Origin of the sequence: Roseovarius marisflavi (genome assembly GCF_900142625.1) — a bacterium.
GTDB lineage: Bacteria > Pseudomonadota > Alphaproteobacteria > Rhodobacterales > Rhodobacteraceae > Roseovarius > Roseovarius marisflavi.
The window spans coordinates 61,320-87,681 of sequence record NZ_FRBN01000015.1 but is presented as its reverse complement, the minus strand read 5'-3'; the positions used below and the strand labels follow the sequence as shown (position 1 = coordinate 87,681).

The following is a 26,362-nucleotide window of genomic DNA, read 5'->3' as shown; positions in this document are numbered from 1 at the left end:
CCGGTGGCCTTGATCTCAACCAGAACCTCACCCGCCTTCGGGCCCTCAAGGTTCACCTCCATGATCTCCATCGGCTGACCGGCAGATACGGCAACGGCGGCTCTTGTGCGCATTGGATTTTCCTTTTTGCTTGATTTGCCCCAACCATGCGGCAAGCGCGCGGTGGTTTCAATACGGGGGCGGCATCCAAAGTGGCATTAACGACGAATTATGGGCGGTCAATGCTTCTCTTTTCGGTATGTCTGATGGCAGTCAAGGCAGGTGTTTCCAACCCTCAACAGCGTGCCGCGCAGGCCCTCAAGGCTTAGGGTGTCAAGCGCGGTAACGGCCAGATAGGCGCTGTTGCTTTTGCGTTCAAAGTCGGCCCAGGTGTCCCAGATCAGCGGGAGCGCCTCCGATTTCGGATCACTCTGGGGGTCGCGAAACAGGTCTGGCGTTGCCTTCATGTGGGCCATCAGGGCCTGTTGGGCGGTGTCGGCCGCGGCTGCGTCAAACGCGCTCTGCCCCTTGACCATCGCAACGAGGCGTTCAATCGCTTTCTTGGAGCTTAGCATCGCCTCCATACGCATCATCACGGCGTGGTTGCGCACCCCTGAATGGGCCAGTGCTGCGGTGGCAAGAGCAAGGCAGAGGCTGGCCATAAGGGTCGGGCGGGCAATGGGCGTCATCGAATGTATCCTGGTGCAAATGCCGATAGTTTAGCAGCCTGAATGCTCAAGGGAAGGGACTCGACACATTCGTGTCGCAGATTTAAAAAGAACAAAAAGAGAACATGATTACGTTATGTCTGCCCGCCGCATCCTGTCTGTCTGGTTTCCCCGGCTTGGGGCCGAACGCCTTTTGCGGCGGACGGGGGATATGGGGGAGTTGCCCTTCGCGGTGGTGGGCGATGCGGGCCAGAGCCAGGTTCTGGTGTCTCTGTCGCATCGCGCCGAGGCGGCGGGGCTGTCGCCCGGACAGCCGTTGCGCGACGCCCGCGCGCTCTGTGCCGATCTGGTGACACAGCCACAGGACCGACCGGCAGAGGCGGCGTTCTTGCGCGGGCTGTGCCGATGGGCCGGGCGCTTTTCGCCTTGGGTGGGGCTTCAGGGCGAGGCCGGGCTTGTGCTTGATATCACGGGCTGTACCCATCTTTTCGGCGGTGAGGCGGCGATGATGGAGGGGCTGGCGCAGGGGGCGGCGGATCTTGGGCTTAGCGCGCGCTGCGGGCTGGCGGATTCGGTGGGGGCGGCCTGGGCGCTTGCGCGTTTTACCGGAGAGGGCGGCCGGGCGACGCGGTCAGGCGACGCGATTGACCAGGAGGCGCGCGCCACCCGCTCGCGGGCGGCCAGGCGCCGCTCGTGGGAGCGCGGCGGTGCGGCGCCGGTCATGCGGCCAGCGGGGGCGGTGGGACAGATTGCGCCGCCAGGACAGATGCGCGGCGCGCTTGCCCCCCTGCCGGTGGCGGCCTTGCGTTTGCCGCAGGATATGGTGCAGGAACTGGGCCGCCTTGGCCTGCGCCGGATCGGGGATCTGAGCGGACAGCCGCGTGGGCCTCTGGCGCGCCGCTTTGGGCCAGAGTTGCTGTTGCGGCTGGATCAGGCGATCGGGCTTGTGCCGGAGCAGGTCTCGCCTTTGACGCCGACACAGGCGTTTGCCACGCGGCTAAGCCTGCCCGAACCGATCGGGTTGCAAGACGATCTGCGCGCCGGTCTGGATCGGCTGGCGGATCGGCTCTGTGCTCTTTTGCGCGCCAGGGGGCGTGGCGCGCGGCGGGTGCGGTTCGAGGCGTTTCGCGTCGATGGCACGGCGGAGGTGGTGCAGATCGGGCTTGCCCGCCCTGCCGATACAGCCCAGGGCATCCTGTCGTTGCTGGCGATGAAGCTTGACGAGATCGAGGCGGGATTTGGCATTGATATGCTGCGCCTTGAGGCGGTTGAAACCGAGCGGATTGAGGCGACGCAGATGGCCGGTCATGTCACCGCCCTCGGGGCCGCGGAGCGGCGCCAATCACAGGCCTGCGCGATTGAGGATCTGATGGGGCGGCTTGGCGCGCGCATCGGGCTTGAGGCGATCACCCGCCGCTATCCCGGCAGCAGCCATATCCCGGAAAAAACGGCGCAGGTTCTGGCGGCGGCCTGGTCGGGTCCGGCCCCCGGATCGTGGCCGCGCCCCGCCATCAAGCGCCCCTTGCTGATCTGGCGGCCAGAGCCGGTGCGCGCGCCTGATCTGCCGCATCTTGCGGGGGGCTTTCACTGGCGGGGGCGCTCGCATGAGGTGGTCTGTGCCACGGGGCCTGAACGGATCGCGCCGGAATGGTGGCTGGACGATCCCGACTGGCGCAGCGGGGTGCGTGATTACTGGCAGGTGATCACTGCGCGGGGTGAAGCGCTCTGGCTTTATTACGCTTACGGGGCCGCCCTGTCGCCCGGCTGGTTTTGTCAGGGTCGGTTCGCCTAGCAGAGGGATTAGAAAATTCGCCGAATTTTCCTGGCATTTTCTTCGGCGAAGAAAATGGGCCACGTGGTGGAGCGCGCGAATTCACTTGATCCGCGCAGGGTTTGGGGCAACTCTGTGAGAATGAGTTTTCAACCCTTCAACCCGATCCAGATGACTGGCACGCAGGCGCCGGTGGCGTTTCACCGCACCGAACTGGCGGTTATCCTGTCGCTTTACGGGCGCATGGTTGCAGCCGGAGAATGGCGCGATTACGGCATTTCCTGTCTGCGCGACGTGGCGGTTTTTTCTATCTTTCGGCGCACGGCGGAAAATCCGCTTTACCGGATCGAAAAGCGGCCCAAGTTGCGTGCAAAGCAGGGGCAATATGCGGTGATCGGCATCGACGGACAGGTTTTGAAGCGCGGTCATGAGCTCAAACCCGTGCTGCGCGTGCTAGAGCGCAAGCTTATCCGCGCTGTGGAGTGAGCGGTTGAGCGTGCCTGCGCCAGACACGCCAAGAGCGCGCGCAGATTTGCGCCTGAGGCTGGTGTTTGGCGACGGCGCGATGATCGGCCCGGGCAAGGCCGATCTGCTTGAACTGATTGCCGAAACCGGGTCGATCTCGGCGGCGTGCCGCGCGATGAACATGAGCTATAAGCGCGCCTGGATGCTGGTCGAGACGATGAATGCCATGTTCCGCGCACCTGTCGTGCAAAGCGCGCGTGGCGGCGCCAAGGGCGGCGGGGCGGCGCTCACCACAACCGGGGAAGAGGTGTTGCGCCACTACCGCGCGCTAGAGCGGCGCTGCGCCGATCAGGGCGCCCCCGAGATCGCGGCCATCACGGCCCTTCTTGGCGATATGTCTGGTGAAAAATAACGCTTGTCTTTGACGACGCTGCGCGGGATATTTCCCTTCAAACATAACGAGACCGGGAAGGGCCGCCAATGCGTGCCGCAGTCGCCATTTTGCGCCGCCTTTGTATGCTGCTGTTGCTTACCCCAGGCATCGGTGCGGCCCAGGCCGAAACGGCGACGATTGCGGTGGCGACGAATTTTGCCGAGGCCGCCGAAGACCTGATTGCCCGCTTCGAGGCGCTGAACGATCACCGGATCACGCTTGTCACCGGCTCGACCGGGAAGCTGTTCGCGCAGATCATCGAAGGCGCGCCGTTTGACGCCTTTCTTGCCGCCGACCAGGCCCGCCCCGCGCGGCTTGAGGCCGAGGGCCGCGCCGTTGTGGAAACGCGCTTTACCTACGCTGAGGGGCGTCTTGTGCTCTGGAGCGCGACGCCCGGCGTCATCACGTCCGACGGCGCAACCGTGCTTCGGGCCGGGGACTTCGCGCATCTGGCCATCGCCAATCCCGATCTTGCGCCCTATGGCCTTGCGGCGAAACAGGCCTTGCAGGGGCTTGGTCTCTGGGAGGCGCTCAGGCCGAAACTGGTGATGGGCCAGAACATCGGGCAGGCGTTCTCGATGGTGGCGACCGGCAATGCCGAGCTGGGGCTGGTGGCGAAATCCTACGCGATTTCAACCCGCAACCGCCAGTCAGGGGGCCTCTGGGACGTGCCCGAGGCCCTTTACGATCCGATCCGGCAGGATGCGGTTTTGCTAACCGAAACGAATGTCGCCGCGCGTGATTTTCTGGCCTATCTCAAGGCTCCAGAGGCGCGGGCGGTGATCGCGGGGTACGGCTATCATGTGGAGTGATGGCGCGCCCTTTCCCGACCTCACGCCGCTTTGGCTAACCATGCGGCTGGCGGGGATCAGCGTGGTGATCCTGTTGATCATCGGCACGCCGCTGGCGTGGTGGCTGGCGCAAACGCAGAGCCGTGCCAAGGTGGCGGTTGAGGCGATCACGGCTTTGCCGCTGGTGCTGCCGCCGACGGTTCTGGGGTTCTACCTCTTGGTTCTGCTCAGCCCCAACAGCATGCTTGGTGGGGCCTGGCGTGATGTGACCGGCAACGCGCTTACATTCTCATTCACCGGGCTTGTGGTGGCCTCGGTGCTCTATTCGCTGCCCTTCACGGTGCAGCCGCTTCAGGCCAGTTTCGAGGTAATTGGCCGCCACCCGATGGAGGCGGCAGCCTCGCTTGGGGCCGGGCCGATGGATCGGTTTTTCACCGTCGCCACGCCGCTGGCGCTGCGCGGATACCTGACCGCGATGGTGCTGAGCTTTGCGCATACGCTTGGCGAATTCGGCGTGGTTTTGATGGTGGGCGGCAATATCCCGGGCCAGACCAAGGTCATCTCAATCGCGATTTACGAGCATGTCGAGACATTGGAGTATGCACAGGCGCACCTGTTGTCGGCGATCCTTTTGGGGATTTCCTTTGTGGTCCTGATCGCGGTCTATGCCGCCAATCGCCGCTTTCCGGTGCATGCGGGATGAGCGGTCTGGCGGTCGATATCACGCTTGATCTGCCGGGCTTTCGCCTTGCGGTGTCGCAGGGCTTTGCGCCCAATGGCCTGACGGCGGTGTTTGGCCCGTCGGGCAGCGGAAAATCAAGCCTGCTGCGGGTGATCGCCGGGCTTGAAACGCGCGCGCAGGGACGCGTTTCCTTTGACGGACAGGTCTGGCAGGGGCCGGGGCGCTTTGTGCCGCCGCATCGGCGCGCCATCGGTTATGTCTTTCAGGACGCGCGGCTTTTTGCGCATCTTAGCGTGGCGGGTAATCTCGCTTATGCGGAGCGGCGGGCGCGCAAGGCGGGGCGTAACCCTGATCGGTCCGGTATCGTGGCCGCGCTTGGCCTTGAGGGGCTTTTGGCGCGTCGCCCCTCGGGCCTCTCGGGGGGCGAGGCACAGCGCGTGGCGATGGCGCGCGCCCTCATGACGGCGCCGCGCCTGTTGTTGATGGACGAGCCGCTTTCGGCGCTGGATGATGCGGCCAAGGGCGCGATCCTGCCCTACATCGAGGCGATCCGCGATGGCATGCGGGTGCCGGTGATTTACGTCAGCCATTCCGTGTCAGAGGTGGCGCGACTTGCCCATCACATCGTCATGCTTGAGGCAGGCGAGGTGCGCCGCGCTGGCCTTGCGCAGGATATCCTGTCGGATCCGGCGGCGGCCCCGGCCTTTGGCATCCGCGCCGCCGGGTCTGTCCTGCGCGCGCAGGTTCTGGCGCATCACGACGATGGGTTGAGCGAGCTTGCGGTGGCGGGCGGGCGGCTTTTGGTGCCGGGATTTGCCGCCGCGATTGGCGCAAAGGTCCGGGTCAGGATCGCGGCGCAGGACGTGATCTTGTCGCGCACCCGGCCAGAGGGGTTGTCGGCGCTCAACGTGCTTGAGGGCGAGTTGACTGACATGCGTCAGGGGCAGGGGCCGGGCGTGATGGTGCGCCTGCGCATGGGCGCGGATCAGGATGTGTTGGCGCGGATCACGCAGCGCTCTGCCCGCGCGCTCGGCCTTGCGCCGGGGCAGAGGTGTTTCGCGGTGATCAAGTCGCTGTCGATCGCACCGCTTGACGTGGGCGGAAGCGGCCCGGCCTAGGCCGTCGCCGCGCCACTGGCCATCACGCAGAGCATCTCGAACATGATCGACGCGCCAAGAAAGGCGGTGCCGCCAGAGGTGTCGAACGGCGGCGAGACCTCGACCATATCGGCGCCAACGATTTTAACGCCCTCAAGCCCGCGCACCACCTGAAGCGCCTGATAGCTGTTGGGTCCACCCACCTCGGGCGTGCCGGTGCCGGGGGCAAAGGTCGGATCGACAAAGTCGATGTCATAGCTCACGTAGGTGTCGCCGGTGCCGGCAATCTCGCGGGCCTCGGCCATCACATCCTCTGGGCCGCGGGCGTGAAATTCTTCGATCAGGATAAGGCGGATGCCGTTGGCGGCGGCGAAATCGCGATCTTCGGTGTCATACATCGTGCCGCGAATGCCGATCATCACCACCCGCTTGGGATCAAGCAGGTCTTCTTCGACGGCGCGGCGAAACGGTGTGCCATGGGTGTACATCGTGCCGCCGAAATAGGAATGAAACAGGTCGGTGTGGCTATCGAAATGGATCATGCCAAGCGGCGCGCGCCGCGCCAGCGACCGTAGCACCGGCAGCGTCGTGAGGTGATCCCCGCCAGCCGTCAGCGGGGTAATCCCGGCCCCTGTCACCTGATCGTAGAAGGTTGTGATGCGGGCCATGCTATCCATGATGTCGGCGGGGTTTGGCCCCACATCGCCAAGGTCGGCGCAATTGAGCGCCTCGAACGGGCGCATGCCGCTGGTGGCATGCTGGGCGCGGATCATGGTCGAGGCATCGCGCAACTGGCGCGGTCCGTGGCGCGGGCCGGGGCGGTTGGTGGTGCCGCTATCCCACGGCACGCCGATCAGGCCGATTTGCACGTCGTCGTAGCGCGCGTGCCCGTGCGGCACATAGGGCAGGCGCATGAAGGTGGGTACACCGGCAAAACGGGGCAATTCAAAACCCGACACGGGGTGAAAGAACGGATCGGATGTCATGGTCTTCCTTTCAGGCGTTTGCGCGCGGTGACGGGGCCATCGCCCTGTGCCTTGATGCGGGCGATTGCGGCAGTGATCGGTTCATAGGCCACCGCCATGTGATGGGCGTTGGCATGCAGAAGGGTTTCGGCGTCGGCGACCCATGCCACATGGCCTTTCCAGAACAGCAGGTCGCCGCGCTCAAGGCGGGCATCGTCTGGCAGATCTGTGCCAAGTGCGGCCTCTTGCGGGCCGCTATCGCCGGGGCAGGGGATGGCGCAGGCCAGGCATCCGACCTGAATCAGACCGGAGCAATCAATGCCAAACGACGAATTGCCGCCCCAGAGATAGGGCGTGCCAAGGTAAAGTTCGGCGACGGTGACGGGATCGGCCTCGATGCTTTCAAGCGGGCTGAGATGGGCAAGCGGCACGTGGCCTTGCGGTGTTTCGGCAAAGCGCGCACCGGTAGAGAGCACGGCAAGCCGCGCGCCATGGCTCAGGCTAAGGCGCTCGGGCGTCTTGAAATCCGGTTGGGCATAAAGATGCGTGGCGCGCGCGCTCACGCGGTGGGTCGGGGCGCCTGACGCAAGAACGCTTTCGGGCAGATAGCCGCGATAGCCGTCGCGCGTGGCGGTCACCTCTGCCCAGCCGTCGGTGATGTGCAGAAGGGTCACCGCCTCGCCCATCAAAAGCTGTCGCTCACGTGCGCCATCCGGCGCGCGGCGCAGATCGGCAATCGGCACTGAGATGAGCCGCGTATCGCTCACAGCGAGAGTACCTTCGGCAGCGCCTCAAGCAGGGCACGCGCGCCCATGCCGACGCCGCCCTTAGGGCGCGCTGGGGCTGCGGTGGGCGTCCAACCGAAAATGTCGAAATGCCCGTAAGGCAGCCCATCGGTAAAGCGGCGCAGGAACAGCGCTGCGGTGATCGACCCGGCAAATCCGCCCGAGGGTGCATTGTCGAGATCGGCGATACCCGGTTCGATCATCGCCTCGTAGGGCGTGTGAAACGGCATGCGCCAGACCGGATCGGCAACCTTTTCGGCGGCGCCTTCAAGGGCGGCGGCCATTGCCGCGCTATCGGTGTAATAGGGCGAAATATCCGGCCCGACAGCGACCCGCGCGGCGCCGGTCAGCGTTGCCATCGAGATGATGAAATCGGGGCACTCTTCGGCCGCAAAGGCAAGCGCATCGGCCAGTATAAGGCGACCCTCGGCATCGGTATTGTTGATCTCGACCGTGAGGCCATTGCGCGCGGTCAGAATATCACCGGGGCGAAAGGCATTGCCGGCAACGGCGTTTTCGACCGCCGGGATGAGCACACGCAATTGAACCGGCACCCCAAGCGCCATGATCATATGCGCAAGGCCCAGAACCGTGGCGGCCCCGCCCATATCCTTTTTCATCAACCCCATGCTTGATCCGGGTTTGAGGTTAAGGCCGCCGGTGTCAAAACACACGCCCTTGCCCACAAGCGCAAGTTTCGGGCCGCTTTCGCCCCACCGCATGTCAATCAGGCGCGGCTCGGCTTCGGCGGCGCGCCCGACGGTGTGGATCAGGGGGAAATTGTGCTGTAGCAGGTCGCGGCCGCAAATGGTCTCGATGCTTGCGCCATGTTGTGCGGCGAGGGTCGTACAGGCCGCTTCAAGCGCATCCGGCCCAAGATCAGAGGCGGGCGTGTTGATCAGATCGCGGGTGAGTGCCTCGCCCGCCGCGATGATTTCAAGGCGGGAGGCATCAATGCCTTCGGGGGCGACCAGAAGGGCCTTGGCCGGGCTTTGGCTGTGATAGCGTTCAAAGGCGTAATGCGAAAACAGCCAGCCAAGCGCCTCGGTTTCGGCCTGATCAGAGGGCAGCCCCTCAAGGCGGTACGTGCCCTCGGGCAGGGCGGCGGCGCAGCCCGCCAGATGAAACCGGCCACGCGCACGCGTGCGCGCGCTGCCATATCCGGCAAGGGCCATCTCGATGGTGCCCGCCTCGCCGGGGATCAAAAGCGTGCGCCCAAGTGCGCCGGTGAACCCTGCGGCACCCACCCATGCCCTGATGCGCTCGGGTTGATCGGCAAGCCATGTCTCAAGCGCATCCTCGGCAATCACATGCAAAGGAATGGCAGAGGCGTGATCGGGGGCGAATTTGAGGCTCATGGCGGCGGACCTTTCGGGCAAATATTTTTGCCCAGCCTAGTCGCGATTGCGCCGCCTGCAACCCATCAAATGGGGGGGCCGATTAAAGAGGTATGTCCTGAAGGTCCCAGATTTCGCAAAGCGAACGCTCGCCGATCCGCAAGAGCCGCGCAAAGGTGGCCGCAAGCGCGTTGCGATCACCGACGTCGATGCAGCCGGTGACATCGCCCGCGACCCGTGCCAAAAGCTGCATCCCGATCTGATCGGCAATGGCGATCAGGCTTCGGGTGCTTTTGCGCATGTCCTCAAGCCGCCCCTCGCGGTGGCAGCGTTCAGAATGCGACAGCCGCGCGGCCAGTTCTTCAAGCGCGCGACACACGACATCCTCGGCATTGGATTCGCCCAACTGAAGATAGAGCGCCTCTAGCCGGTCGGCATCAAGCCGAACAGTTTCGTCTTGTTTGAGCAAAGTCACTTGTTCCACGTTCTCACCCGAATTCTGTGTTCATAGATATCCCCACGTCTGCAGGCATCATTGCATTTTCAGGGTTCCCAAATGGTTTTGATCGTGGCGATTTATCCCTCGAATTCTATGCGAATTCAGACTATTCAGCATCGAAGTGCCCCAAGACCCGGAGAGATCATGGAACACGCCCGCCCTCTGCCCAGCTATCTGGTGCAACGTTTTCACGGCTGGAAGGCCACTGCCTATACCGAGAATCAGGCGTGGTATCGACGACTTGCCACGGATGGTCAGCATCCGCGTGCCATGATTATTTCGTGCTGTGACAGCCGCGTGCATGTCACCTCGATCTTCGGTGCGGATCAGGGCGAGTTCTTTATTCACCGCAATATCGCCAATCTTGTCCCGGCCTATTGCCCCGATGGCGCACAGCACGGCACCTCGGCGGCGGTGGAATATGCGGTCATGGCGCTCAAGGTGGCGCATGTGATCGTGCTGGGTCATTCCAATTGCGGCGGGGTTCAGGGCTGTCTGGATATGTGTTCGGGCCACGCCCCCGATCTTGAGGCCGAGTCAAGCTTTGTGGGCCGCTGGATGGATATCCTGCGCCCCGGCTATGAAAAGGTGCGCGAGATCAAGGATGAGGCCGAACAGCGCCGGGCGCTTGAAAAGGAATCAGTGATCGTATCACTTGAAAACCTGATGACCTTTCCGTTTGTGGCCGAGGCGGTCAAGGACGGCTCGCTGACCATTCATGGTCTTTGGCATGAAATCGGCTCGGGTGATCTGGAACAGTTCAGCGCCGCCCAAAAAGAGTTCATTCCCCTCTAAGACGACCGGTTCGGTGCGCAAGGCTTGCACGTCCGTATTCGGGTGCCTAACCTGCACGCAGCGTTCAGGGCCATTTTGCCCTGTGCGGCGATACATGGCGCGGGGCAAAACCCGTGCCGCGAGTTCAGGGAGAACCGAGTGAAACCTATGACGAATTTCATGCGCACGCTGGCGGCGGGCGCGGTTGTGGCTGTTGGCCTTGCAGGCGCTGCCGCAGCACAAGACCTCAAGTTTTTCACCATCGGCACCGGCGGCACCGCCTATACCTATTATCCGGTCGGCGGCGTCATCGCCAACGCGATTTCCAAGCCCCCCGGCTCGCGTCCCTGTGATGAGGGCGGAAGCTGTGGCGTTGACGGGCTTATTGCCTCGGCCGTGTCGTCGCGCGGTTCGGTCGATAACGTGAACGCGATCAATTCCGGCCTTCGCAATTCCGGCTTTGCCCAGTCGGATGTGGCCTATTGGGCCTTTACCGGCACCGGCACGATGGACGGCCAGCCGCCCGCGACCGATCTGCGCACCATCGCGGCGCTGTTCGAAGAGCATATCCACCTTGTGGCCCGCGCCGACAGCGGCATCAACTCTGTGGCCGACCTCAAGGGCAAGCGCGTCTCGCTCGACGAGCCGGGCTCGGGCACCTATGTCGATGCCGGGCTGATCCTTGCGGCAAACGGTCTTTCGGCCGATGACGTGACGGCAGAGGCGCTCAAGGGCAATGCCGCGTCGGATGCGCTGCGCAATGGGCGGATTGATGCGTTCTTTGTGGTGGCCGGATACCCGACCGGCTCGCTTGTCGAACTCGCCTCGGCAGCGGATATCAAGCTTGTTCCGATTGACGGTGCGGGCGCAGAGGCGCTGACCGAAAAGTACGGCTTTTTCGCCCAGAGTGATATTCCCGAGGGCACCTATGAAGGGGTCGGCGCGACCACTACCGTTGCCGTTGGCGCACAGTGGTTCACCTCTGCCAAAGAGGATGACGACCTGATCTACGAGATCACCAAGGCGCTGTGGAACGACAATTCGCGCAAGCTTTTGGATGTGGGTCACGCCAAGGGCAAGACCATCACGCCCGATACCGGGCTGAACGGTATTGGTGTGCCGCTTCATGCCGGCGCCGAGCGTTTCTATCGCGAAGCGGGCCTCCTGAAGTAAGCCTTTGGGGCATCTCTAGTGCCCTGACCGGCGGCCCTTACCATGGGGCCGCCAATTTTTGTCCCGACCCCTGCCAGAGGCACCCCGGCCATGACCCATGATACCGATCACGCGCTCAGCATAGATGAGCTTCACGAGATCGAGCGCAAGTTCGATCCCGAACTGGCGTTCCGGCCCACCGGACCGTTGATCGCCGGGGTGATAAGCGTCGCTCTGGTGGCGATGTCGGCCTATCATTTCTACGCCTCGGGCTTTGCCCTTGTGCGCGAATTGCTGCACCGGGGGATTCACCTCTCGTTCGTGCTGGGTCTGGTATTCTTGCTGTTCGCCTGGCGGCGCAGCCTGAGCAGGGCGCTTCCCGGCCCGGCGTGGTATCGCATAAGCGGCGTGCCGGTCTGGGATCTGGTGCTGGCGGTTCTGGCGGTGGCGGCCTCGCTTTACCTGCCGCTCTTGCCGCCTTCGGTGGTGTCGGTGCGGGTCGGCAACCCGTCGGGGACTGACGTGTTCATGGGCACCGCCTTGCTGGTGTTGACGCTAGAGGCGGCGCGCCGCTCGGTGGGGCCGACCTTGCCGATCATCGCGCTGATCTTTGTGGCCTTTGCCCTGTTCGGGCCCTGGGCGCCGGGCGCTCTTAAGCATGGCGGGGTAAGCTGGCAGGGGTTGATCAACCATCTCTACATGACAAATCAGGGGATTTACGGCATCGCCATCGGGGTGATGGCGCAATACGTGTTCCTGTTCATCCTGTTTGGCGTGCTGGCCACGCGCATCGGACTTGGGCAGTTGTTCATTGATCTGGCGATGGTGATCGCCGGGCGTTATGCGGGCGGGCCGGCCAAGGTCGCGATCTTTTCCTCGGCCTTCATGGGTACGATTTCAGGGTCAAGCATCGCCAATACGGTGACCACCGGGGCGCTGACAATTCCGGCGATGAAAAAGGTGGGATACCCGCCGCATTTCGCCGGCGCGGTCGAGGCAACAGCATCAACCGGCGGGCAGATCACCCCGCCGATCATGGGCGCGGCGGCCTTTATCATGGTCGAGTACCTTGAAATCCCGCTGCGCGATGTGCTTGCAGCGGCGCTGTTTCCGGCCTTGCTGCATTATTTCGGCATCTTCATCATGGTGCACCTTGAGGCGCGCAAGCTTGGCCTGCGCGGGCTGAAGGCCGAAGAACTGCCGAAAATGGGGCTGGTGCTGCGCCAGCATTGGCTGTCGGTCATTCCACTGATCATTCTGGTCTATATGATCCTGAGCGGACGCACCCCGGATTTTGCTGCCGTTTACGGCATCATTGCCTGTGTCGTCGTCGGCTTTCTCAATCCGGTCAACCGCCTGACCTTTGGGGATCTGTGGCAGGCGCTGGGCGATGGGGCGCGCAACACGCTTGCGGTCGGCGCGGCGGCGGCGACGGTGGGCGTGGTCGTGGGCGTGGTCACGCTGACGGGCGTCGGGTTTCGGCTTGGCTATGTGGTGGTGCAGACGGCGACCGATATCGGCAACACCTTGGGCGGGCTCTGGCCGCTGAGCTATTTCAGCGTGATGCAATGGGCGCTGTTCGTGTCGCTGATCCTGATCGCGGCGTCCTGCATCATCATGGGCGCGGGGATACCAACAACGGCGACCTATATCATCCTTGTGGCCGTCGCCGCCCCGGCGCTTGCGCAGCTTCAGGTCGAGCCGATCGTGGCACATTTCTTTGTGTTCTATTACGGTGTGCTGGCCGATATCACGCCCCCCGTGGCGCTTGCGGCCTATGCGGCGGCGGGCATCGCGGGGGCCAATCCGTTCAAGACCGGCAATACCGCCTTCCGGCTTGGGATCGCCAAGGCGCTGGTGCCGTTCGTGTTCGTCTATTCGCCTGCGCTGTTGATTGTGACCGACGGGTTCACATGGAGCGCGTTCACCATCACGCTTGCGGGCGCGATGATGGGGATTGGCGGGCTTGGTGTGGCGTTTTCTGGGTTCTTCCTGACCCATATGAGCAAGGCAGAGCGGTGGTGGGTCGCCATCGTGTCGCTGCTCTTTATCGCGCCGGGGCTCAAGACGATGGCGCTTGGGCTGGTGCTCTGGCTGCCGATCCTGGCCCTGCAACTGCGTCGGCGTCGGGCAGAGGCGCTCTGAAACGCAAAACGCGCGCCCCGGTCAAAGGGCGCGCGTCTTTTTCAACGGATTTGGATCAGGCTGCGTCTGCCTGCTTGTCAAAGCGGCCATAAAAGCTCTGACCCTTGTCGGCCATCTCGCGTAGCAGCGCCGGTGTGGCAAAGCGCGGCCCGAACTTTTCGGCCAATTCGTCACAACGCTCGGCGGCATAGGGCGTGCCGATGATATCAAGCCAGCTGAACGGACCACCCGACCAGGGCGCAAAGCCCCAGGCAAGAATGGCGCCAACATCGCCTTCGCGGATATCCTCAAGCACACCTTCCTCAAGCGCGCGCACCGCTTCAAGCACCTGCGCGAACATCAGGCGATGCTGCACCTCGTGCAGATCCGGCTGATCCTCGGCATGGGGGTATTTCGCCGCCAGACCGGGCCAGTATCCCTGACGCTTGCCCTTGTCGTCATAGTCAAAGAAGCCGACGTTGGATTTGCGGCCAAGACGGCCCTCTCCCTCCATCCAGAAGATGACCTCGTCCACCGCCTCGTCGGGGTAATCGGCACCCATCGCGGATTTGGTGGCGCGGGCGATCTTGGCGCCAAGATCAATCGAGGTTTCGTCAACAAGTTGCAGCGGACCCACAGGAAAACCCAACTGACGCGCGGCATTGTCGATAAGCGCCGGGGCGACGCCCTCGGCCACCATGCGGATGCCTTCGTTGATATAGGGAATGATGCAGCGGTTGCAGTAGAAGAACCGCGCGTCATTGACCACGATCGGCGTCTTGCGGATCTGGCGCACGTAATCAAGCGCCTTGGCCACAGCACGCGGGCCGGTCTTTTGGCCCTTGATGATTTCGACCAGCATCATTTTCTCGACCGGGCTGAAGAAGTGGATGCCGATGAAATCCTCGGGCCTGTCGCTGGCCTTGGCCAGTTCGGAAATCGGCAGGGTCGAGGTGTTGGTGGCAAAGATACAGTCATCGCCCACGACCTTGAGCACGTTCCTGGTGACCTCGGCCTTGACGGCGGGGTCTTCAAACACCGCCTCGATGATCAAGTCACAGCCCGCAAGCGCGGCGTAATCGGTGGTCGCGGTGATCAACTCAAGCGCGGCCGCCTTCTTCTCTTCGGTGGCCTTGCCGCGCTTGATGCCTTTGTCCATGTAATCGGCCGTATAGGCCTTGCCCTTGTCGGCGGCCTCTTGTTTCTGGTCGATCAGAACCACCTGCATCCCGGCCATGGCCGAGACAAGCGTGATCCCGGCGCCCATCATGCCGGCGCCCATGACGCCGACCTTTTTGACCCTCTGGTCGGGCACATCGGGGCGGTTGGCGCCTTTTTCAAGCGCTTCCTTGTTGATGAACAGCGAGCGGATCATCGCGCTTGAACTTGGGTTCATAAGCACATTGACGAACCAGCGCGCCTCGATCCTGAGAGCGGTGTCAAACGGCACAAGCGCGCCTTCGTAAACCGCGCTCAGCAGGGCCTTGGCGGCGGGAAACGCGCCTTGGGTCTTGGCGTTGACCATCGCGCTTGCACCGACAAAGGTCATGAAACCCGCCGGATGATAGGGCGCGCCGCCGGGCATCTTATAGCCCTTCTCGTCCCAGGGTTTGACGATGCTCGGGTTGCTCAGAACCCATTCTTTGGCCTTTGCGATCAATTCATCGGCCGGGACAACCTCATCCACCACACCGGCGGATTTGGCCTTTTTGGGATCGTTCAGCTTGCCCTCAAGCAACAAGGGAGAGGCCGCCATCGCGCCAAGTTTGCGGACAAGGCGGGTGGTGCCGCCGGCACCGGGGAAAATGCCGACCATGATCTCGGGCAGGCCGATCTTGGCCGATGCGTTGTCGGCGGCAAAAATCCGGTGACAGGCCAGCGGAATTTCCAAGCCGATGCCAAGCGCCGTGCCGGGCAGGGCGGCAGCAATCGGCTTGCCGCCCTTGTTGGTCTTGGGGTCCATGCCGGCGCGCTCGATCTTGCGCAGGATGGCATGCATGCCCATCACCCCGTCAAACAGGCCCTTGGCCGGCTCGTCGCCCGCATCATCGCGCATCTTGGCGATCACGTTAAGATCCATGCCGCCCGCAAAGGAACCCTCTTTGCCAGAGGTGATGATCACGCCCTTGACGGCCTCATCCGCCAAGGCCTTGTCAATCAGCGCCTCAAGGTCAAGAAATCCCTGGCCGTTCATCACGTTCATCGATTTGCCAACCGTGTCCCATGTGATGATGGCAACGCCGTCGGCATCGGTTTTCATTGTGAAATCAGTCATGTCTTACTCTCCGATCTGGTCAACCGTCAGCGGGCTGCCATCTTTGCGGGTAAAGGTGTAACCGGCCGCATCCATCGACACCTTCATGTCGAGGTCGCTGTAATATCCGGTCTCTGTTTCGGTCCGGGTGCCCACCACAAGAAAAACGGCGGGCGCCTCGGTCTTGTTCACAAGGTGATGGCCATTGGCCTCGCCCGCCGGGAAGGTGGCACAATCGCCGACCTGCATTGCGTGCTCGCCGTGGTCATCAATCAGGGTGCAGGTGCCTTCGGTCACCATCACGAACTCGTCCTGCTCCATATGGTAATGGCGCAGGGACGAAATCGCGCCGGGGGCAAGGCGCACAAGGTTGACGCCATATTGGCTAAGCCCGCCGGCATCGCCCAAGGGCTGGCTGGTACGCCCGGCCATGGCCGCGGCCAGCTTGCCGGGATAGGTCGAGCCGCCCTTGGCAGGGATTTGCGAGAGATCGAGCCTTGGCATCAGACGCGCTCGATGATGGTGGCGGCGCCCATGCCCGAGGCGATGCAGAGCGTGGCAAGACCGGTGCTCTTGCCGGTGCGCTCAAGCTCGTCCAGCAGCGTGCCGATGATGATCGCGCCGGTCGCGCCCAGAGGGTGGCCCATGGCGATCGAGCCGCCGTTGACGTTGACAAGTGAAGGGTCGACATCAAACGCCTGCTGAAACCGCAGAACAACGCTGGCAAAGGCCTCGTTCACCTCGAACAGATCAATGTCGGAAATCGACATGCCGCTATCGGCGAGAATTTTCTGCGTCGCCGGTACTGGACCGGTCAGCATGATCGTCGGATCGGTGCCGATCTTACAGGTCTGACGGATGCGCGCGCGCGGCTTGAGGCCCCACTTTTCGCCAAACGCCTTGGAGCCGATCAGCACGCCAGCGGCGCCATCGACGATGCCAGACGAGTTGCCGGCGTGGTGGATGTGGTTGATCTTTTCCAGATGCGGGTACTTGAGCTTGGCGACGGCATCAAAGCCGGGCATCACCTCGCCCATCGCCTGAAAGGCGGGGTTCAGCGCGCCTAGGGTCTGCATGTCGGTGCCCGGGCGTATGTATTCGTCGCGATCCAGAATGGTCAGCCCGTTCTGATCCTGCACCTCGATGATAGACTTGGCGAAGCGGTTGTCCTCCCATGCGGAAGCGGCGCGGTTTTGCGATTCAACCGCCAGGCTGTCGGCATCATCGCGGCTAAAACCGTATTCGGTGGCGATGATATCGGCGCTGATGCCCTGGGGGACGAAATAGGTCTCCATCGCGATGCTCGGGTCAACGGCAATCGCCGCGCCGTCGCTGCCCATGGCCACGCGGCCCATCATCTCGACTCCACCGGCGATATAGGCCTCACCGGCACCGCCCTTGATCTGATTGGCGGCCAGATTGACGGCCTCCATGCCAGAGGCACAAAAGCGGTTGATTGCGAGGCCGGGGATCGATTCATCAAGTTCCGAGGCCAGAACGGCGGTGCGCGCAAGGCATCCGCCCTGTTCCATCACCTGGGTGACATTGCCCCAGATCACATCCTCGACGGCATGACCGCTCAGCCCGTTGCGCTCTTTCAGCGCGTTCAGCACCTGCGCGCTAAGGCGGGCTGCGGTGACCTCGTGCAGGGCGCCATCCTTGCGGCCCTTGCCGCGCGGGGTGCGCACCGTGTCGTAGATATAGGCATCGCTCATTTTCATTCTCCTCATTCAGGCGCGGTCAGCGGGGCTGCCGGGCATCAGGTCGTAGGGATGTTTCCAGCCCGGTGTGTTCTCGATATTGCTCAGCCAGCGGTCGATATGCGGCCAATCCTTGCGCTCAAACCCGAAAGGTTCTGGATAAAACAGGTAGCCGCAGCAGCTCAGATCGGCATTGGTGATCGCGTCGCCAACGATCCAGTCGCGCCCCTCAAGGTGATCGTTGAGCGATGCGTAAGCGGCTTGGAGGCGGCCTTGGGTAAAGGCGATCACCTCGGCCGGGCGTTTGTCTTCTGGTAGGAAGTTCATAAGGAAGCGGGTCATGCCAGCCGGGCTCGATAGCTTGTGATTGTCCCAGAACACCCATCGCATCACCTCGCGCTGCTCCTCCGAGGTCTTGCCGCCGAATTTGCCGGTCTTCTCGGAGATATACATCTGCATGACACCCGATTGGGTGAGTGTCGTGTCACCATCAACCAGAACCGGCACCTCGCCCATCACGTTGATCTTGCGAAACTCTGGCGTGCGGGTCTCGCCACCGAAGAAATCGACATGGACCGGCTCCCACTCAAGCCCGGCCAGCTCCAACGCAAGCGCCGCCTTATAGGCGTTGCCGCTTTCGCCCATGCAATAGAGTTTGATTGTCATGTTCCTGCTCCTGATACTGCGCCTGTGGCTCGCGCGGATTTTGAGTATTTTTGCCAAGAAGAAGCAGGGGGTTCACCTGCCATTAACGTTAATGCGGTTTGATTTTCGGTGCGGTACAGGCTGGAGAGCCGATGACCGCCCAAGGAGAAGCCCTGCCCCCTCGCCGGTTTGCGCCGTGCCGGAGGGCGGGGTGGACTTGGCCCTTCTTCTTGGCGAAAGTACTCTCGCCGAAGGCAATCCGACAGTAGGGCCGGGCACTGGCTCATGCGGCATTCCCCTTCGTGAAGCCGCGCGAAATCAGCTCTTTCATGATCTCGTTGGTGCCACCATAGATGCGCTGGACGCGGGCATCGGCCCACATTTCGGCGATGTCGTACTCGGCCATATAGCCATAGCCGCCATGCAGTTGCAGGCAATCATCCAGCACCTCGCACTGCGTATCTGTCAGCCAGTATTTGGCCATGGCAGCCTTTTCCACGCTCAGCGCGCCGCGCAGGTGTTCGGCGATACATTCGTCAAGAAAGGCGCGCGCGACGGTGGTCTTGGTCTGGCATTCCGCCAGTTTGAAGCGGGTGTTCTGAAACTGGGTGATCGGGCCGCCAAAGGCCTGACGTTCGTTGCAATAGGCGATGGTGCGGCTTACTGCCCCTTCCATTGCGCCCTGCGCGCCGCAGGCGATTATCAGGCGCTCTTGCGGCAGCTGTTGCATCATCTGGTAAAAGCCACGGCCCTCTTCACCGCCAAGGATGTTCTCGGGTGGGATTTCGACATTGTCGAAGAACAGCTCCGACGTGTCCCCGGCATGCAGGCCGATTTTTTCAAGGTTGCGGCCGCGGCTGAACCCGATGGCATTTTCTGTTTCAACCACCACCAGAGACGTTCCCTTGGCGCCGGCCTTGGGGTCGGTTTTGGCGGCGACGATGATCAGGTCGGCATGCTGACCGTTGGTGATGAAGGTCTTCTGCCCCGACAGGCGATAGGCATTGCCGTCGCGCACCGCCTTTGTCTTGATGCCCTGTACATCCGATCCGGCGGCGGGTTCGGTCATGGCAAGCGCGCCGACCATCTCGCCCGAGACCATCTTGGGCAACCATCGCTTTTTCTGCTCTTCCGAGCCATAGGCGAGAATGTAATGCGCCACGATGCCAGAGTGGATCGGGTTGCCCCAGCTGGCGAGATTGGCGCGCGATTGCTCGATACAGATTACCGCCTCATGGCCAAAATCACCGCCTGCGCCGCCGTATTCCTCGGGGATCGACGGGCACAAAAGGCCAAGTTCGCCGGCCTGTTGCCAGGTGTCGCGATCCATCTGGCCTGCCTTGCGCCAACGCTCGAAATGCGGGCGCCATTCATCTGTGATGAATTTCGCCGTCATGTCAGAGAGCATCTGGTGCTCGTCGGTCATCCAAAGTGACATTGCCAGCCTCCCCGCTCAGCGTTTGCGCGCGTCCAGTTCCGAATTGAAAATCCGCAGCCGGTGACCAAAGGTATCCTCGTCGATCACGCTGTCGAAATTCTCGAAGAGGAACGACAGCGCCTCGCCCTCGTCCAACCCAGACTCGGCGGCGAATTTGCGCAGGCGGCGATAGCCGTCTTCGGTCATTGCCGCGTTGAAGCGCCGGGTCAGGCGAAAGCGTTTAGGCATCTGTCATCCCTCTCATCATTCGTAGGGTGGGTGAAACCCACGCTGGCTCAGAACTGTTCGGCGTCAAGCTCCATCACAAGGTCGGCGCCGGATTCAATACGGGCCAAGTGCATCGACGTCGCGGGCAAGCGGCGCTTCATGTAGAACCGCCCGGTGGCGAGCTTGGTTTTATAGAACGCCTCGTCCGCTGCCCCATCTTCAAGGGCAGCATAGGCGGCCTTGCCCATCCGTGCCCACATCAGCCCAAGGCAGACATGGCCGAAAAGGTGCATGAAGTCATATGATCCTGCAAGGGCGGCATTGGGGTTCTTCATGCCGTTCTGCATGAAATACATCGCCGAGGCCTGAAGATGCTTGGACGCCTCTTTCAGCGGATCGAGGAAATCCGCCTTGAGCGCCTCGTTGCCCTCGTTTTCCTTGATGAAGGTTTTGACCATCTCGAAGAAGGCCATCACATGCTTGCCGCCGTCCTGCGCCAGCTTGCGACCGACAAGATCAAGCGCCTGAACGCCATTGGCGCCCTCATAGATCATCGCGATGCGGGCGTCGCGGGTAAACTGCGACATGCCCCATTCCTCGATATAGCCATGGCCGCCGTAAACCTGCTGGGCGAGCACGGTCATGTCATAGCCTTCATCGGTCAAAAACCCTTTGATCACCGGGGTCATCAAGCTGATCAGACCTTCTGCGGCCTCGTCATTGCCGCGATGGGATTGGTCGATAAGCTGGGCGCCCCAGAGAAGGAAAGCACGCGCGCCCTCAATGAACGACTTCTGATCCAGAAGCGAGCGGCGGATGTCGGGGTGTACGATCAGGGGGTCGGCCGGGCCATCGGGGTTTTCATCGCCGGTCACGGCGCGGCCCTGAAGGCGGTCCTTGGCATAGGCAACGGCGTTCTGATAGGCCACATCGGCCTGTGCCAGACCCTGCATGCCAACGCCGATCCGCGCCTCGTTCATCATGGTGAACATGGCGCGCATGCCCTTGTGCTCTTCGCCCAAAAGGTAACCTGTCGCGCCGTCATAATTCATCACGCAGGTCGAATTGCCGTGGATGCCCATTTTCTCTTCGATCTTGCCACAGGTCACGGCGTTGCGATTGCCAAGGCTGCCGTCGTCATTGACGTTGAACTTGGGCACGATGAAAAGCGACACGCCCTTGATGCCCTCCGGCCCGCCGGGGATTTTCGCCAGCACAAGGTGAATGATGTTTTCGGCCATGTCATGTTCGCCGGCCGAGATGAAAATCTTCTGCCCGGTCACCTTATAGCTGCCGTCGCCCTGCGGTTCGGCCTTGGTGCGCATCAGGCCAAGATCGGTACCGCAATGCGGCTCTGTCAGGTTCATCGTGCCGGTCCAGTCACAGTTGGCCATGCGCGGAAGATAGGTCGATTTCTGCGCCTCGGTGCCATGCGCAAGGATGGCCGAAGCCGCGCCATGGGTCAGGCCGTGATACATGGTGAACGCCTGGTTGGAGGCCGAGAACATTTCGCCCACGGCGGTGCCAAGAACGTAAGGCATGTTCTGGCCGCCATATTCCTCGGGCAGATCAAGCGCGGTCCAGCCGCCATTGCGCAACTCGTCAAACGCCGCCTTAAAGCCGGTCGGCGTGCGCACGACACCGTTTTCAAGAACACAGCCCTCGGTATCGCCCACCGGGTTGAGCGGCGACAGAACCTCGGATGAAATCTTGCCGGCCTCTTCAAGGACGGCCGAGGTGAAGTCGGCGTCAAGCTCGGCGTAGCCGGGGGTGTCTGATGTCGACACGCTCAACACATCATGCAGCACGAACTGGGTGTCGCGGGTGGGGGCGGTGTAGCTTGGCATAGGTCTCTCTCCCTGAAACGGTTGCGCGGCGGCGTTACTCGGCGGCGTTCTTTGTGGTTCTGAGCGACGCGATCATGCGCGTCCCCCATGTCATCTGTTCGCGAAGATCCGCTATCGCGGCGTCAAGTTCTTCGCGTTGCTTTTCCATGTCGACCAACCGCTCGCTGGCCACATCAATGGCGCGGCTGATCTGGGTGAATTGCTGATCGCCCTTGTCATAGAGGTCGAGCAGCTGGCGAATTTCCTCAAGGCTGAAGCCAAAGCGCTTGCCGCGCAGGATAAGCTTGAGCCGGGCCCGGTCACGGCGGGTGAAAAGGCGCTTTTGCCCGACCCGCACAGGAAAGAGCAGCTCTTTTGATTCGTAGAACCGCAGGGTGCGGGGCGTTACATCGAACGCGGTGCACATCTGGCGGATTGTAAGTGTGTCATCGGTCATGGCTTTGCCTCTTGTCGCAACAGGTTTGCGGCAATTTGCGTCTCGTTGCCCATCGTTACAACAGCAGAGAAGGTTTACGTAACCGATACGTCGCGTCACTTTCAGGTTGACGTAAGATCAAGCAAGGTAAGCCGGGGCGCCGGGCAATTTTCTTGCGGGCACACCGATGGAGCGCCGGTTATCCGAGGGTGGCGGCGGTGCTGTCGCGCAGCTTTTTCAGCTCTGCAATCGACTCGTCAAGCTGGGCGCGCTGTTCGGCGAGGTCGGCAAGCTGGCGATCGGCAAGCTCGATCCAGCTTTGCATTTGCGCCTCGGTGCCGTCGTTTTCATAGATCAAGAGCCATTGGCGGATGTCTTCAAGGGCAAAGCCGAATTTGCGCCCCCTGAGGATAAGGGTCATGCGGGCGCATTCGCGCGGCCCATAAAACCGCGACCGGCCTTCGCGCGTCGGCTCAAGCAATTCGATATACTCGTAATAGCGCAGGGTGCGCGGTGTCACCTCGTAGGTCGCGCACATTTCCTTGAAGGACAGTCGTTTTTCCGTCATGGCCAAGCCCCCTCTCGCGCCAAGGTTAGGATCAAGCCGCGTCAAGCGCAACTCCTGCCCTTGCAGGTGTTGCGGATTAAGGCCCATAAAGGGCACAAGAGCATTCCAGAGGGCCAGAAATGAGCGCGGACAAAAGCAAGATCGCCAAGCAATTCATGCAGGCCCTGCCGCATGCGCAGGCCCTTGGCATGCGGCTAAGCCGTATGGGCGATGGCACGGCAGAAATCGAGATGGATTATGACGAGCGCTTTGTTGGTGATCCCGAAACCGGGGTGATTCACGGCGGCGCGGTCTCGGCGTTGATGGATACCTGTTGCGGGGCGGCGGCGATGTGCCATCCGTCTTCGCCCGGTGGGACGGCGACGATTGATCTGCGGATTGATTACATGCGCCCGGCCACGCCCGGCCAAAAGATCAGGGCGCATGCCGAATGCTATCACATCACCCGCTCGGTGGCCTTCGTGCGGGCGCGCGCGATGGATGATGACGATGACCGCCCGGTGGCGACCGCGACCGGCACCTTTACCGTGGAGAGCAAATAATGGCGCGTCCCCGTCCCGAACCTGTGCAGGTGGTCAAGCAGCGGCGCGATGCGGCGCTCAAGGCTCTTGTAGATGGCGTGCCCTATATCCGCTTTCTGGGGGTTCAGTTTGACCGGCGCGGCGACGAGTTGACGGCGATCATGCCGTTTCAGGAAAAGCTTATCGGCAATCCGCTTTTGCCCGCCCTGCATGGCGGCGCGACGGCGGCGTTTCTAGAAATCACGGCGATCATCGGGCTAAGCTGGGGCACGCTCTGGGAAGAGATCGAAAGCGGGGCGTTTGACGCCGAGACGCTTGTCGGGGGCGATCTTCCGCGCCTTCCCAAGACGATTGATTTCACCGTCGATTACCTGCGCTCGGGATTGCCGCGCGATGCCTATGCGCGCGCGCAGATCAACCGTTCCGGGCGGCGCTATGCAAGCGTGCATGTCGAGGCATGGCAGGACAATCGCGGGCGTCCCTTTGCGCAGGCAACGGGGCATTTCCTGATGCCGCGTCGGGATGGCTGATACAACCATGTCGATGACCCACAGGCGGGTTCTCAGGATTGCGCTTCCGATCGTGATATCCAATGCGACGGTGCCGATTTTGGGCGCGGTCGATACCGGCGTGGTCGGACAGCTTGGGCTTGCCGCGCCGATTGGCGCCGTGGGCATTGGCGCGGTGATCCTGACCGGCATTTACTGGATTTTCGGCTTTTTGCGGATGGGCACCACGGGTCTTACAAGTCAGGCGCATGGCGCCGGGCAGGTGGGCGAGGTTGCCGCGCTTTTGACCCGCGCCCTGATGATCGGCTTTGCCGGGGGCGTCGCGCTTATCGCGCTTCAGGCACCTATCTTCTGGGGTGCGTTTCAGCTCTCTCCGGCGAGTGCCGAGGTCGAGGGAATGACGCGCGAATATCTCGCGATCCGGGTCTGGAGCGCGCCGGCGATGATCGCGCTTTTTGGCATGACCGGCTGGCTTATCGCGCAAGAGCGCACGCGCGCCGTGCTGTTCATTCAGGTGCTGATGAACGGCGCCAATATCCTGCTTGATCTGTGGTTCGTGCTTGGGCTTGACTGGGGCGTGGCCGGTGTGGCGCGGGCCACGGTGATCGCGGAATGGAGCGGGCTTGCGCTTGGCTTCTGGTTTTGCCGCGATGCCTTTGCGGTGCCCGCATGGCGCGATTGGCCACGGGTGTTTGACGCCGAGCGCCTGCGCAACATGGCGGCGGTGAACAGCGATATCCTTTTGCGATCCCTGATGCTTCAGGTGATTTTCGTGTCCTTCCTGTTCATGGGAAGCGGCTTTGGCGATGTGACGCTGGCGGCCAATCAGGTGTTGCTGCAATTCCTGAGCATCACCGCGCATGCGCTTGACGGTTTCGCCTTTTCCGCCGAGGCGCTTGTCGGGCAGGCTTACGGCGCGCGCAACCGGGGCCTGTTGCGGCGTTCTGCGATCATGACAAGCCAATGGGGGCTGGTGGTGTGCCTCGCGCTCGCGACGTGCTTTGCCGTCTTCGGCGGGACGATCATCGACGTGATGGCCAAGGCCCCGGCGGTGCAGGATGCGGCGCGCACCTATCTGATTTACATGGTGCTGGCCCCGGTTCTGGGGCTGGCGGCCTATATGCTGGACGGGGTGTTCATCGGCGCCACGCGCAGCCGCGACATGCGCAACATGATGGCGGTCAGCCTTGTGATCTATGGCATCGCGGTTGCCGTGCTTTTGCCGGTGATGGGCAATCACGGGCTATGGCTGGCGCTGTTGATAAGCTTCATTGCGCGCGGCATCACACTCGGGCTTCGCTATCCGGCGCTTGAGCGGGGGGTCGCGGGTTAGAACGATTGGCCCGCTGCGCTCAGCGGCAGGAAAAGCGCCACCTGAAGCCCGCCCTGCGGCAGGTTGTTAAGTTCGAGCCGCCCGCCGGACTGTTCGGCAAACCCCTTGACCATCGAAAGGCCAAGGCCCGATCCTTCGCCAACCGACTTGGTGGTGAAAAACGGCTCTGTGACGCGGTCTATGATGTCCTCGTGCAGGCCGGGCCCGGAATCTTCGATCAGGATGGCAATTTCACCCGGTGTCGTTGACTGCTCGGTGCGCAGACGCAGGGTGCCGCCCCTCGGCATCATCGCGTCCCGCGCATTCAGCGCGCAGTTCAGCAAGGCGGCCTCAAGCAGGTGCCGGTCCGTCCTGATCCTTATGTCCTCAGGGGGCATGGCAACATCAATCGAAATACTGTCGGGCAGGAGGCCTTGAAGAGATGCACGAAAGGCCTTCAGAAAGCTGCCAAGCTCAAGGTCACTGCGCATCATCTGGGATTTGCGCGAAAAGGCCAGAAGCTGACGCACCAGATGCGCGGCGCGGTCCACCGAATTGCGCGCCTCGTTTACCATCACATCGCGGTCATCGGCCTCTGGCAGCTCGGTCAGAAGGTCAAGATTGCCACGGATCACGGTCAGTATATTGTTGAAGTCATGGGCAATGCCGGACGTCAGCTGGCCCACCGCGCGCATTTTCTGCGCTTCTGCCTCGGCCTCTTGCGTAAGGCGCAGTTTGGCGCGGGTCCGCATCATTTCGAAAAAGTTGAGAGAGTAATACGCACTTATGCCGAGCCCGGCAAAGGCGATGATCAACATGCCCGCGGTGCTGTCGGATTTTCCGGCGTAGGCCAGAACCGCGCCGAGGATGCTGAGCGACATAAGGATATTGTCCCAGATCGCCAGCAGCGTCAGGTCGCTGTGGCGGCTGAGATAGTAAAGCCCAAGCCCGATGATGCCGCAGATCCCGAAGAACTCGTAAACCCTGCTGTCCAGCGTGATCAGATAGATCATCGCCGACACATACCAGCACGACAGCAGAATGCTCAGGCACAGGAAGGTCAAATAGGTGCGCAAGCTTCCCGATAGCCGACGCGAGGCAAGGAAGAGGATATAAGTGCCGCTCATGCCAATATAGCCAAACCCCCAGACCAGCATGGCCAGGTTTTCGGTCGTGGCCCAGAGGATCAGGCTTGTCGCGGCAATGAGAACAAAACGCAGGCTGATTTCCGTGGCTGACGACGCATCGGCGCGGCGCAGGTCGTCGATCTGGTCGCTGTAACAGCGCGTTTTGGTCATGAGGTGCCTGACGGATACACAAGGAAAACTTGCCGGGTTGGAACTGACCATCAGGATAGGCCGATTTATGCGCTCTTATCTACTGAATTTCTGTTTATGTACCGTGGCTTGAGCGGATTTACGCAA

Annotated in this window: 27 protein-coding genes and 1 pseudogene; 12 read left to right on the top strand and 16 right to left on the bottom strand. The window is 62.1% G+C overall.

All coding sequences use genetic code 11. From position 1 onward, the window contains the following. Positions 1–113 (bottom strand): annotated as a pseudogene (locus BUB78_RS20385) (S-(hydroxymethyl)glutathione dehydrogenase); the annotation flags it as partial. Positions 114–218: 105 nt separating this feature from the next. Then, complete coding sequence (locus BUB78_RS13535; protein ID WP_073198783.1) at positions 219–668, bottom strand: c-type cytochrome; 450 nt, start codon at positions 666–668, stop codon at positions 219–221. Positions 669–783: 115 nt separating this feature from the next. Here BUB78_RS13535 and BUB78_RS13530 point away from each other — a divergent pair, with 115 nt between their 5' ends. The 6 genes from BUB78_RS13530 (at position 784) to modC (ending at position 5,907) form a co-directional block, all read left to right on the top strand. Continuing rightward, the gene (locus tag BUB78_RS13530; protein ID WP_073198781.1) at positions 784–2,439 is read left to right on the top strand and encodes a Y-family DNA polymerase; all 1,656 of its coding nucleotides are present in this window, start codon (positions 784–786) and stop codon (positions 2,437–2,439) included. A 120-nt stretch (positions 2,440–2,559) separates the two neighbouring features. Further along, the gene (locus tag BUB78_RS13525; RefSeq protein WP_073198779.1) at positions 2,560–2,904 is read left to right on the top strand and encodes a DUF2794 domain-containing protein; all 345 of its coding nucleotides are present in this window, start codon (positions 2,560–2,562) and stop codon (positions 2,902–2,904) included. 79 nt (positions 2,905–2,983) lie between these two features. Beyond that, a complete protein-coding gene (locus tag BUB78_RS13520) occupies positions 2,984–3,295 on the top strand; it encodes a winged helix-turn-helix domain-containing protein (protein WP_084732875.1) in 312 nt (103 codons plus the stop codon). A gap of 104 nt (positions 3,296–3,399) precedes the next feature. Next, entirely contained in the window at positions 3,400–4,128 is a 729-nt protein-coding gene (modA, locus tag BUB78_RS13515; RefSeq protein ID WP_139279347.1) for a molybdate ABC transporter substrate-binding protein, read from the top strand. 40 nt (positions 4,129–4,168) lie between these two features. Continuing rightward, positions 4,169–4,810, top strand: coding sequence for a molybdate ABC transporter permease subunit (gene modB / locus BUB78_RS13510; protein ID WP_245813486.1), 642 nt, complete (start codon positions 4,169–4,171; stop codon positions 4,808–4,810). Then, complete coding sequence (modC, locus tag BUB78_RS13505; RefSeq protein WP_073198771.1) at positions 4,807–5,907, top strand: molybdenum ABC transporter ATP-binding protein; 1,101 nt, start codon at positions 4,807–4,809, stop codon at positions 5,905–5,907. Before modB ends, modC begins: the two co-directional genes overlap by 4 nt. Here modC and speB read toward each other — a convergent pair. The 4 genes from speB to BUB78_RS13485 form a co-directional block, all read right to left on the bottom strand. Beyond that, positions 5,904–6,872: an agmatinase gene (speB, locus tag BUB78_RS13500; RefSeq protein ID WP_073198769.1), complete on the bottom strand. Its 969-nt coding sequence runs from the start codon at positions 6,870–6,872 to the stop codon at positions 5,904–5,906. The genes modC and speB overlap by 4 nt on opposite strands. Next, on the bottom strand, positions 6,869–7,618 hold the full coding sequence (locus BUB78_RS13495) for a C40 family peptidase (protein WP_073198768.1): 750 nt from the start codon (positions 7,616–7,618) through the stop codon (positions 6,869–6,871). The genes speB and BUB78_RS13495 overlap by 4 nt, the downstream gene beginning before the upstream one ends. After that, entirely contained in the window at positions 7,615–8,994 is a 1,380-nt protein-coding gene (locus tag BUB78_RS13490) for a leucyl aminopeptidase family protein (RefSeq protein WP_073198766.1), read from the bottom strand. Before BUB78_RS13490 ends, BUB78_RS13495 begins: the two co-directional genes overlap by 4 nt. A gap of 82 nt (positions 8,995–9,076) precedes the next feature. Further along, positions 9,077–9,457, bottom strand: a complete 381-nt coding sequence (locus BUB78_RS13485; protein ID WP_073198764.1) for a hypothetical protein — start codon at positions 9,455–9,457, stop codon at positions 9,077–9,079. A gap of 159 nt (positions 9,458–9,616) precedes the next feature. On the opposite strand from BUB78_RS13485, the gene BUB78_RS13480 reads away from it, so the two are divergent. From BUB78_RS13480 to BUB78_RS13470, 3 genes are all read left to right on the top strand, one after another. Continuing rightward, entirely contained in the window at positions 9,617–10,267 is a 651-nt protein-coding gene (locus BUB78_RS13480) for a carbonic anhydrase (RefSeq protein ID WP_073198762.1), read from the top strand. 147 nt (positions 10,268–10,414) lie between these two features. Continuing rightward, positions 10,415–11,419: a TAXI family TRAP transporter solute-binding subunit gene (locus BUB78_RS13475; protein ID WP_073198760.1), complete on the top strand. Its 1,005-nt coding sequence runs from the start codon at positions 10,415–10,417 to the stop codon at positions 11,417–11,419. Positions 11,420–11,509: 90 nt separating this feature from the next. Next, positions 11,510–13,543 (top strand): TRAP transporter permease, encoded by a 2,034-nt coding sequence (locus BUB78_RS13470; protein WP_073198758.1) that lies wholly within the window; start codon positions 11,510–11,512, stop codon positions 13,541–13,543. Between the two features lie 55 nt (positions 13,544–13,598). Here the strand turns inward: BUB78_RS13470 and BUB78_RS13465 are convergent, their stop codons facing one another. The 9 genes from BUB78_RS13465 to BUB78_RS13425 form a co-directional block, all read right to left on the bottom strand. Beyond that, entirely contained in the window at positions 13,599–15,797 is a 2,199-nt protein-coding gene (locus BUB78_RS13465; RefSeq protein ID WP_073198756.1) for a 3-hydroxyacyl-CoA dehydrogenase NAD-binding domain-containing protein, read from the bottom strand. 3 nt (positions 15,798–15,800) lie between these two features. Next, positions 15,801–16,280 carry a cupin domain-containing protein gene (locus BUB78_RS13460; protein WP_073198754.1) on the bottom strand — a complete coding sequence of 160 codons (480 nt, stop codon included), beginning with the start codon at positions 16,278–16,280 and terminating at the stop codon, positions 15,801–15,803. Further along, positions 16,280–17,491, bottom strand: coding sequence for an acetyl-CoA C-acetyltransferase (locus tag BUB78_RS13455; RefSeq protein ID WP_073198796.1), 1,212 nt, complete (start codon positions 17,489–17,491; stop codon positions 16,280–16,282). Before BUB78_RS13455 ends, BUB78_RS13460 begins: the two co-directional genes overlap by 1 nt. A 15-nt stretch (positions 17,492–17,506) precedes the next feature. Further along, positions 17,507–18,142: a glutathione S-transferase family protein gene (locus BUB78_RS13450; RefSeq protein ID WP_073198752.1), complete on the bottom strand. Its 636-nt coding sequence runs from the start codon at positions 18,140–18,142 to the stop codon at positions 17,507–17,509. A gap of 262 nt (positions 18,143–18,404) precedes the next feature. Continuing rightward, a complete protein-coding gene (locus BUB78_RS13445) occupies positions 18,405–19,559 on the bottom strand; it encodes an acyl-CoA dehydrogenase family protein (RefSeq protein WP_073198750.1) in 1,155 nt (384 codons plus the stop codon). 15 nt (positions 19,560–19,574) lie between these two features. Further along, positions 19,575–19,787 (bottom strand): hypothetical protein, encoded by a 213-nt coding sequence (locus tag BUB78_RS13440; protein ID WP_073198748.1) that lies wholly within the window; start codon positions 19,785–19,787, stop codon positions 19,575–19,577. Between the two features lie 47 nt (positions 19,788–19,834). Continuing rightward, a complete protein-coding gene (locus tag BUB78_RS13435) occupies positions 19,835–21,613 on the bottom strand; it encodes an acyl-CoA dehydrogenase C-terminal domain-containing protein (RefSeq protein ID WP_073198745.1) in 1,779 nt (592 codons plus the stop codon). Positions 21,614–21,647: 34 nt separating this feature from the next. Next, positions 21,648–22,049: a MerR family transcriptional regulator gene (locus BUB78_RS13430; protein WP_073198743.1), complete on the bottom strand. Its 402-nt coding sequence runs from the start codon at positions 22,047–22,049 to the stop codon at positions 21,648–21,650. 178 nt (positions 22,050–22,227) lie between these two features. After that, positions 22,228–22,596, bottom strand: a complete 369-nt coding sequence (locus BUB78_RS13425; RefSeq protein ID WP_073198794.1) for a MerR family transcriptional regulator — start codon at positions 22,594–22,596, stop codon at positions 22,228–22,230. 119 nt (positions 22,597–22,715) lie between these two features. Here BUB78_RS13425 and BUB78_RS13420 point away from each other — a divergent pair, with 119 nt between their 5' ends. From BUB78_RS13420 to BUB78_RS13410, 3 genes are read left to right on the top strand one after another with little or no spacing between them, the layout of a single operon-like run. Continuing rightward, on the top strand, positions 22,716–23,138 hold the full coding sequence (locus BUB78_RS13420; RefSeq protein ID WP_073198741.1) for a PaaI family thioesterase: 423 nt from the start codon (positions 22,716–22,718) through the stop codon (positions 23,136–23,138). After that, positions 23,138–23,647, top strand: coding sequence for a PaaI family thioesterase (locus BUB78_RS13415; protein ID WP_073198739.1), 510 nt, complete (start codon positions 23,138–23,140; stop codon positions 23,645–23,647). The genes BUB78_RS13420 and BUB78_RS13415 overlap by 1 nt, the downstream gene beginning before the upstream one ends. After that, positions 23,640–24,959, top strand: coding sequence for an MATE family efflux transporter (locus BUB78_RS13410; RefSeq protein ID WP_073198737.1), 1,320 nt, complete (start codon positions 23,640–23,642; stop codon positions 24,957–24,959). Before BUB78_RS13415 ends, BUB78_RS13410 begins: the two co-directional genes overlap by 8 nt. On the opposite strand, the gene BUB78_RS13405 is transcribed toward BUB78_RS13410, so the two are convergent. Beyond that, positions 24,956–26,236 (bottom strand): sensor histidine kinase, encoded by a 1,281-nt coding sequence (locus BUB78_RS13405; RefSeq protein WP_073198735.1) that lies wholly within the window; start codon positions 26,234–26,236, stop codon positions 24,956–24,958. The genes BUB78_RS13410 and BUB78_RS13405 overlap by 4 nt on opposite strands. Between the last annotated feature and the right edge of the window lie 126 nt (positions 26,237–26,362).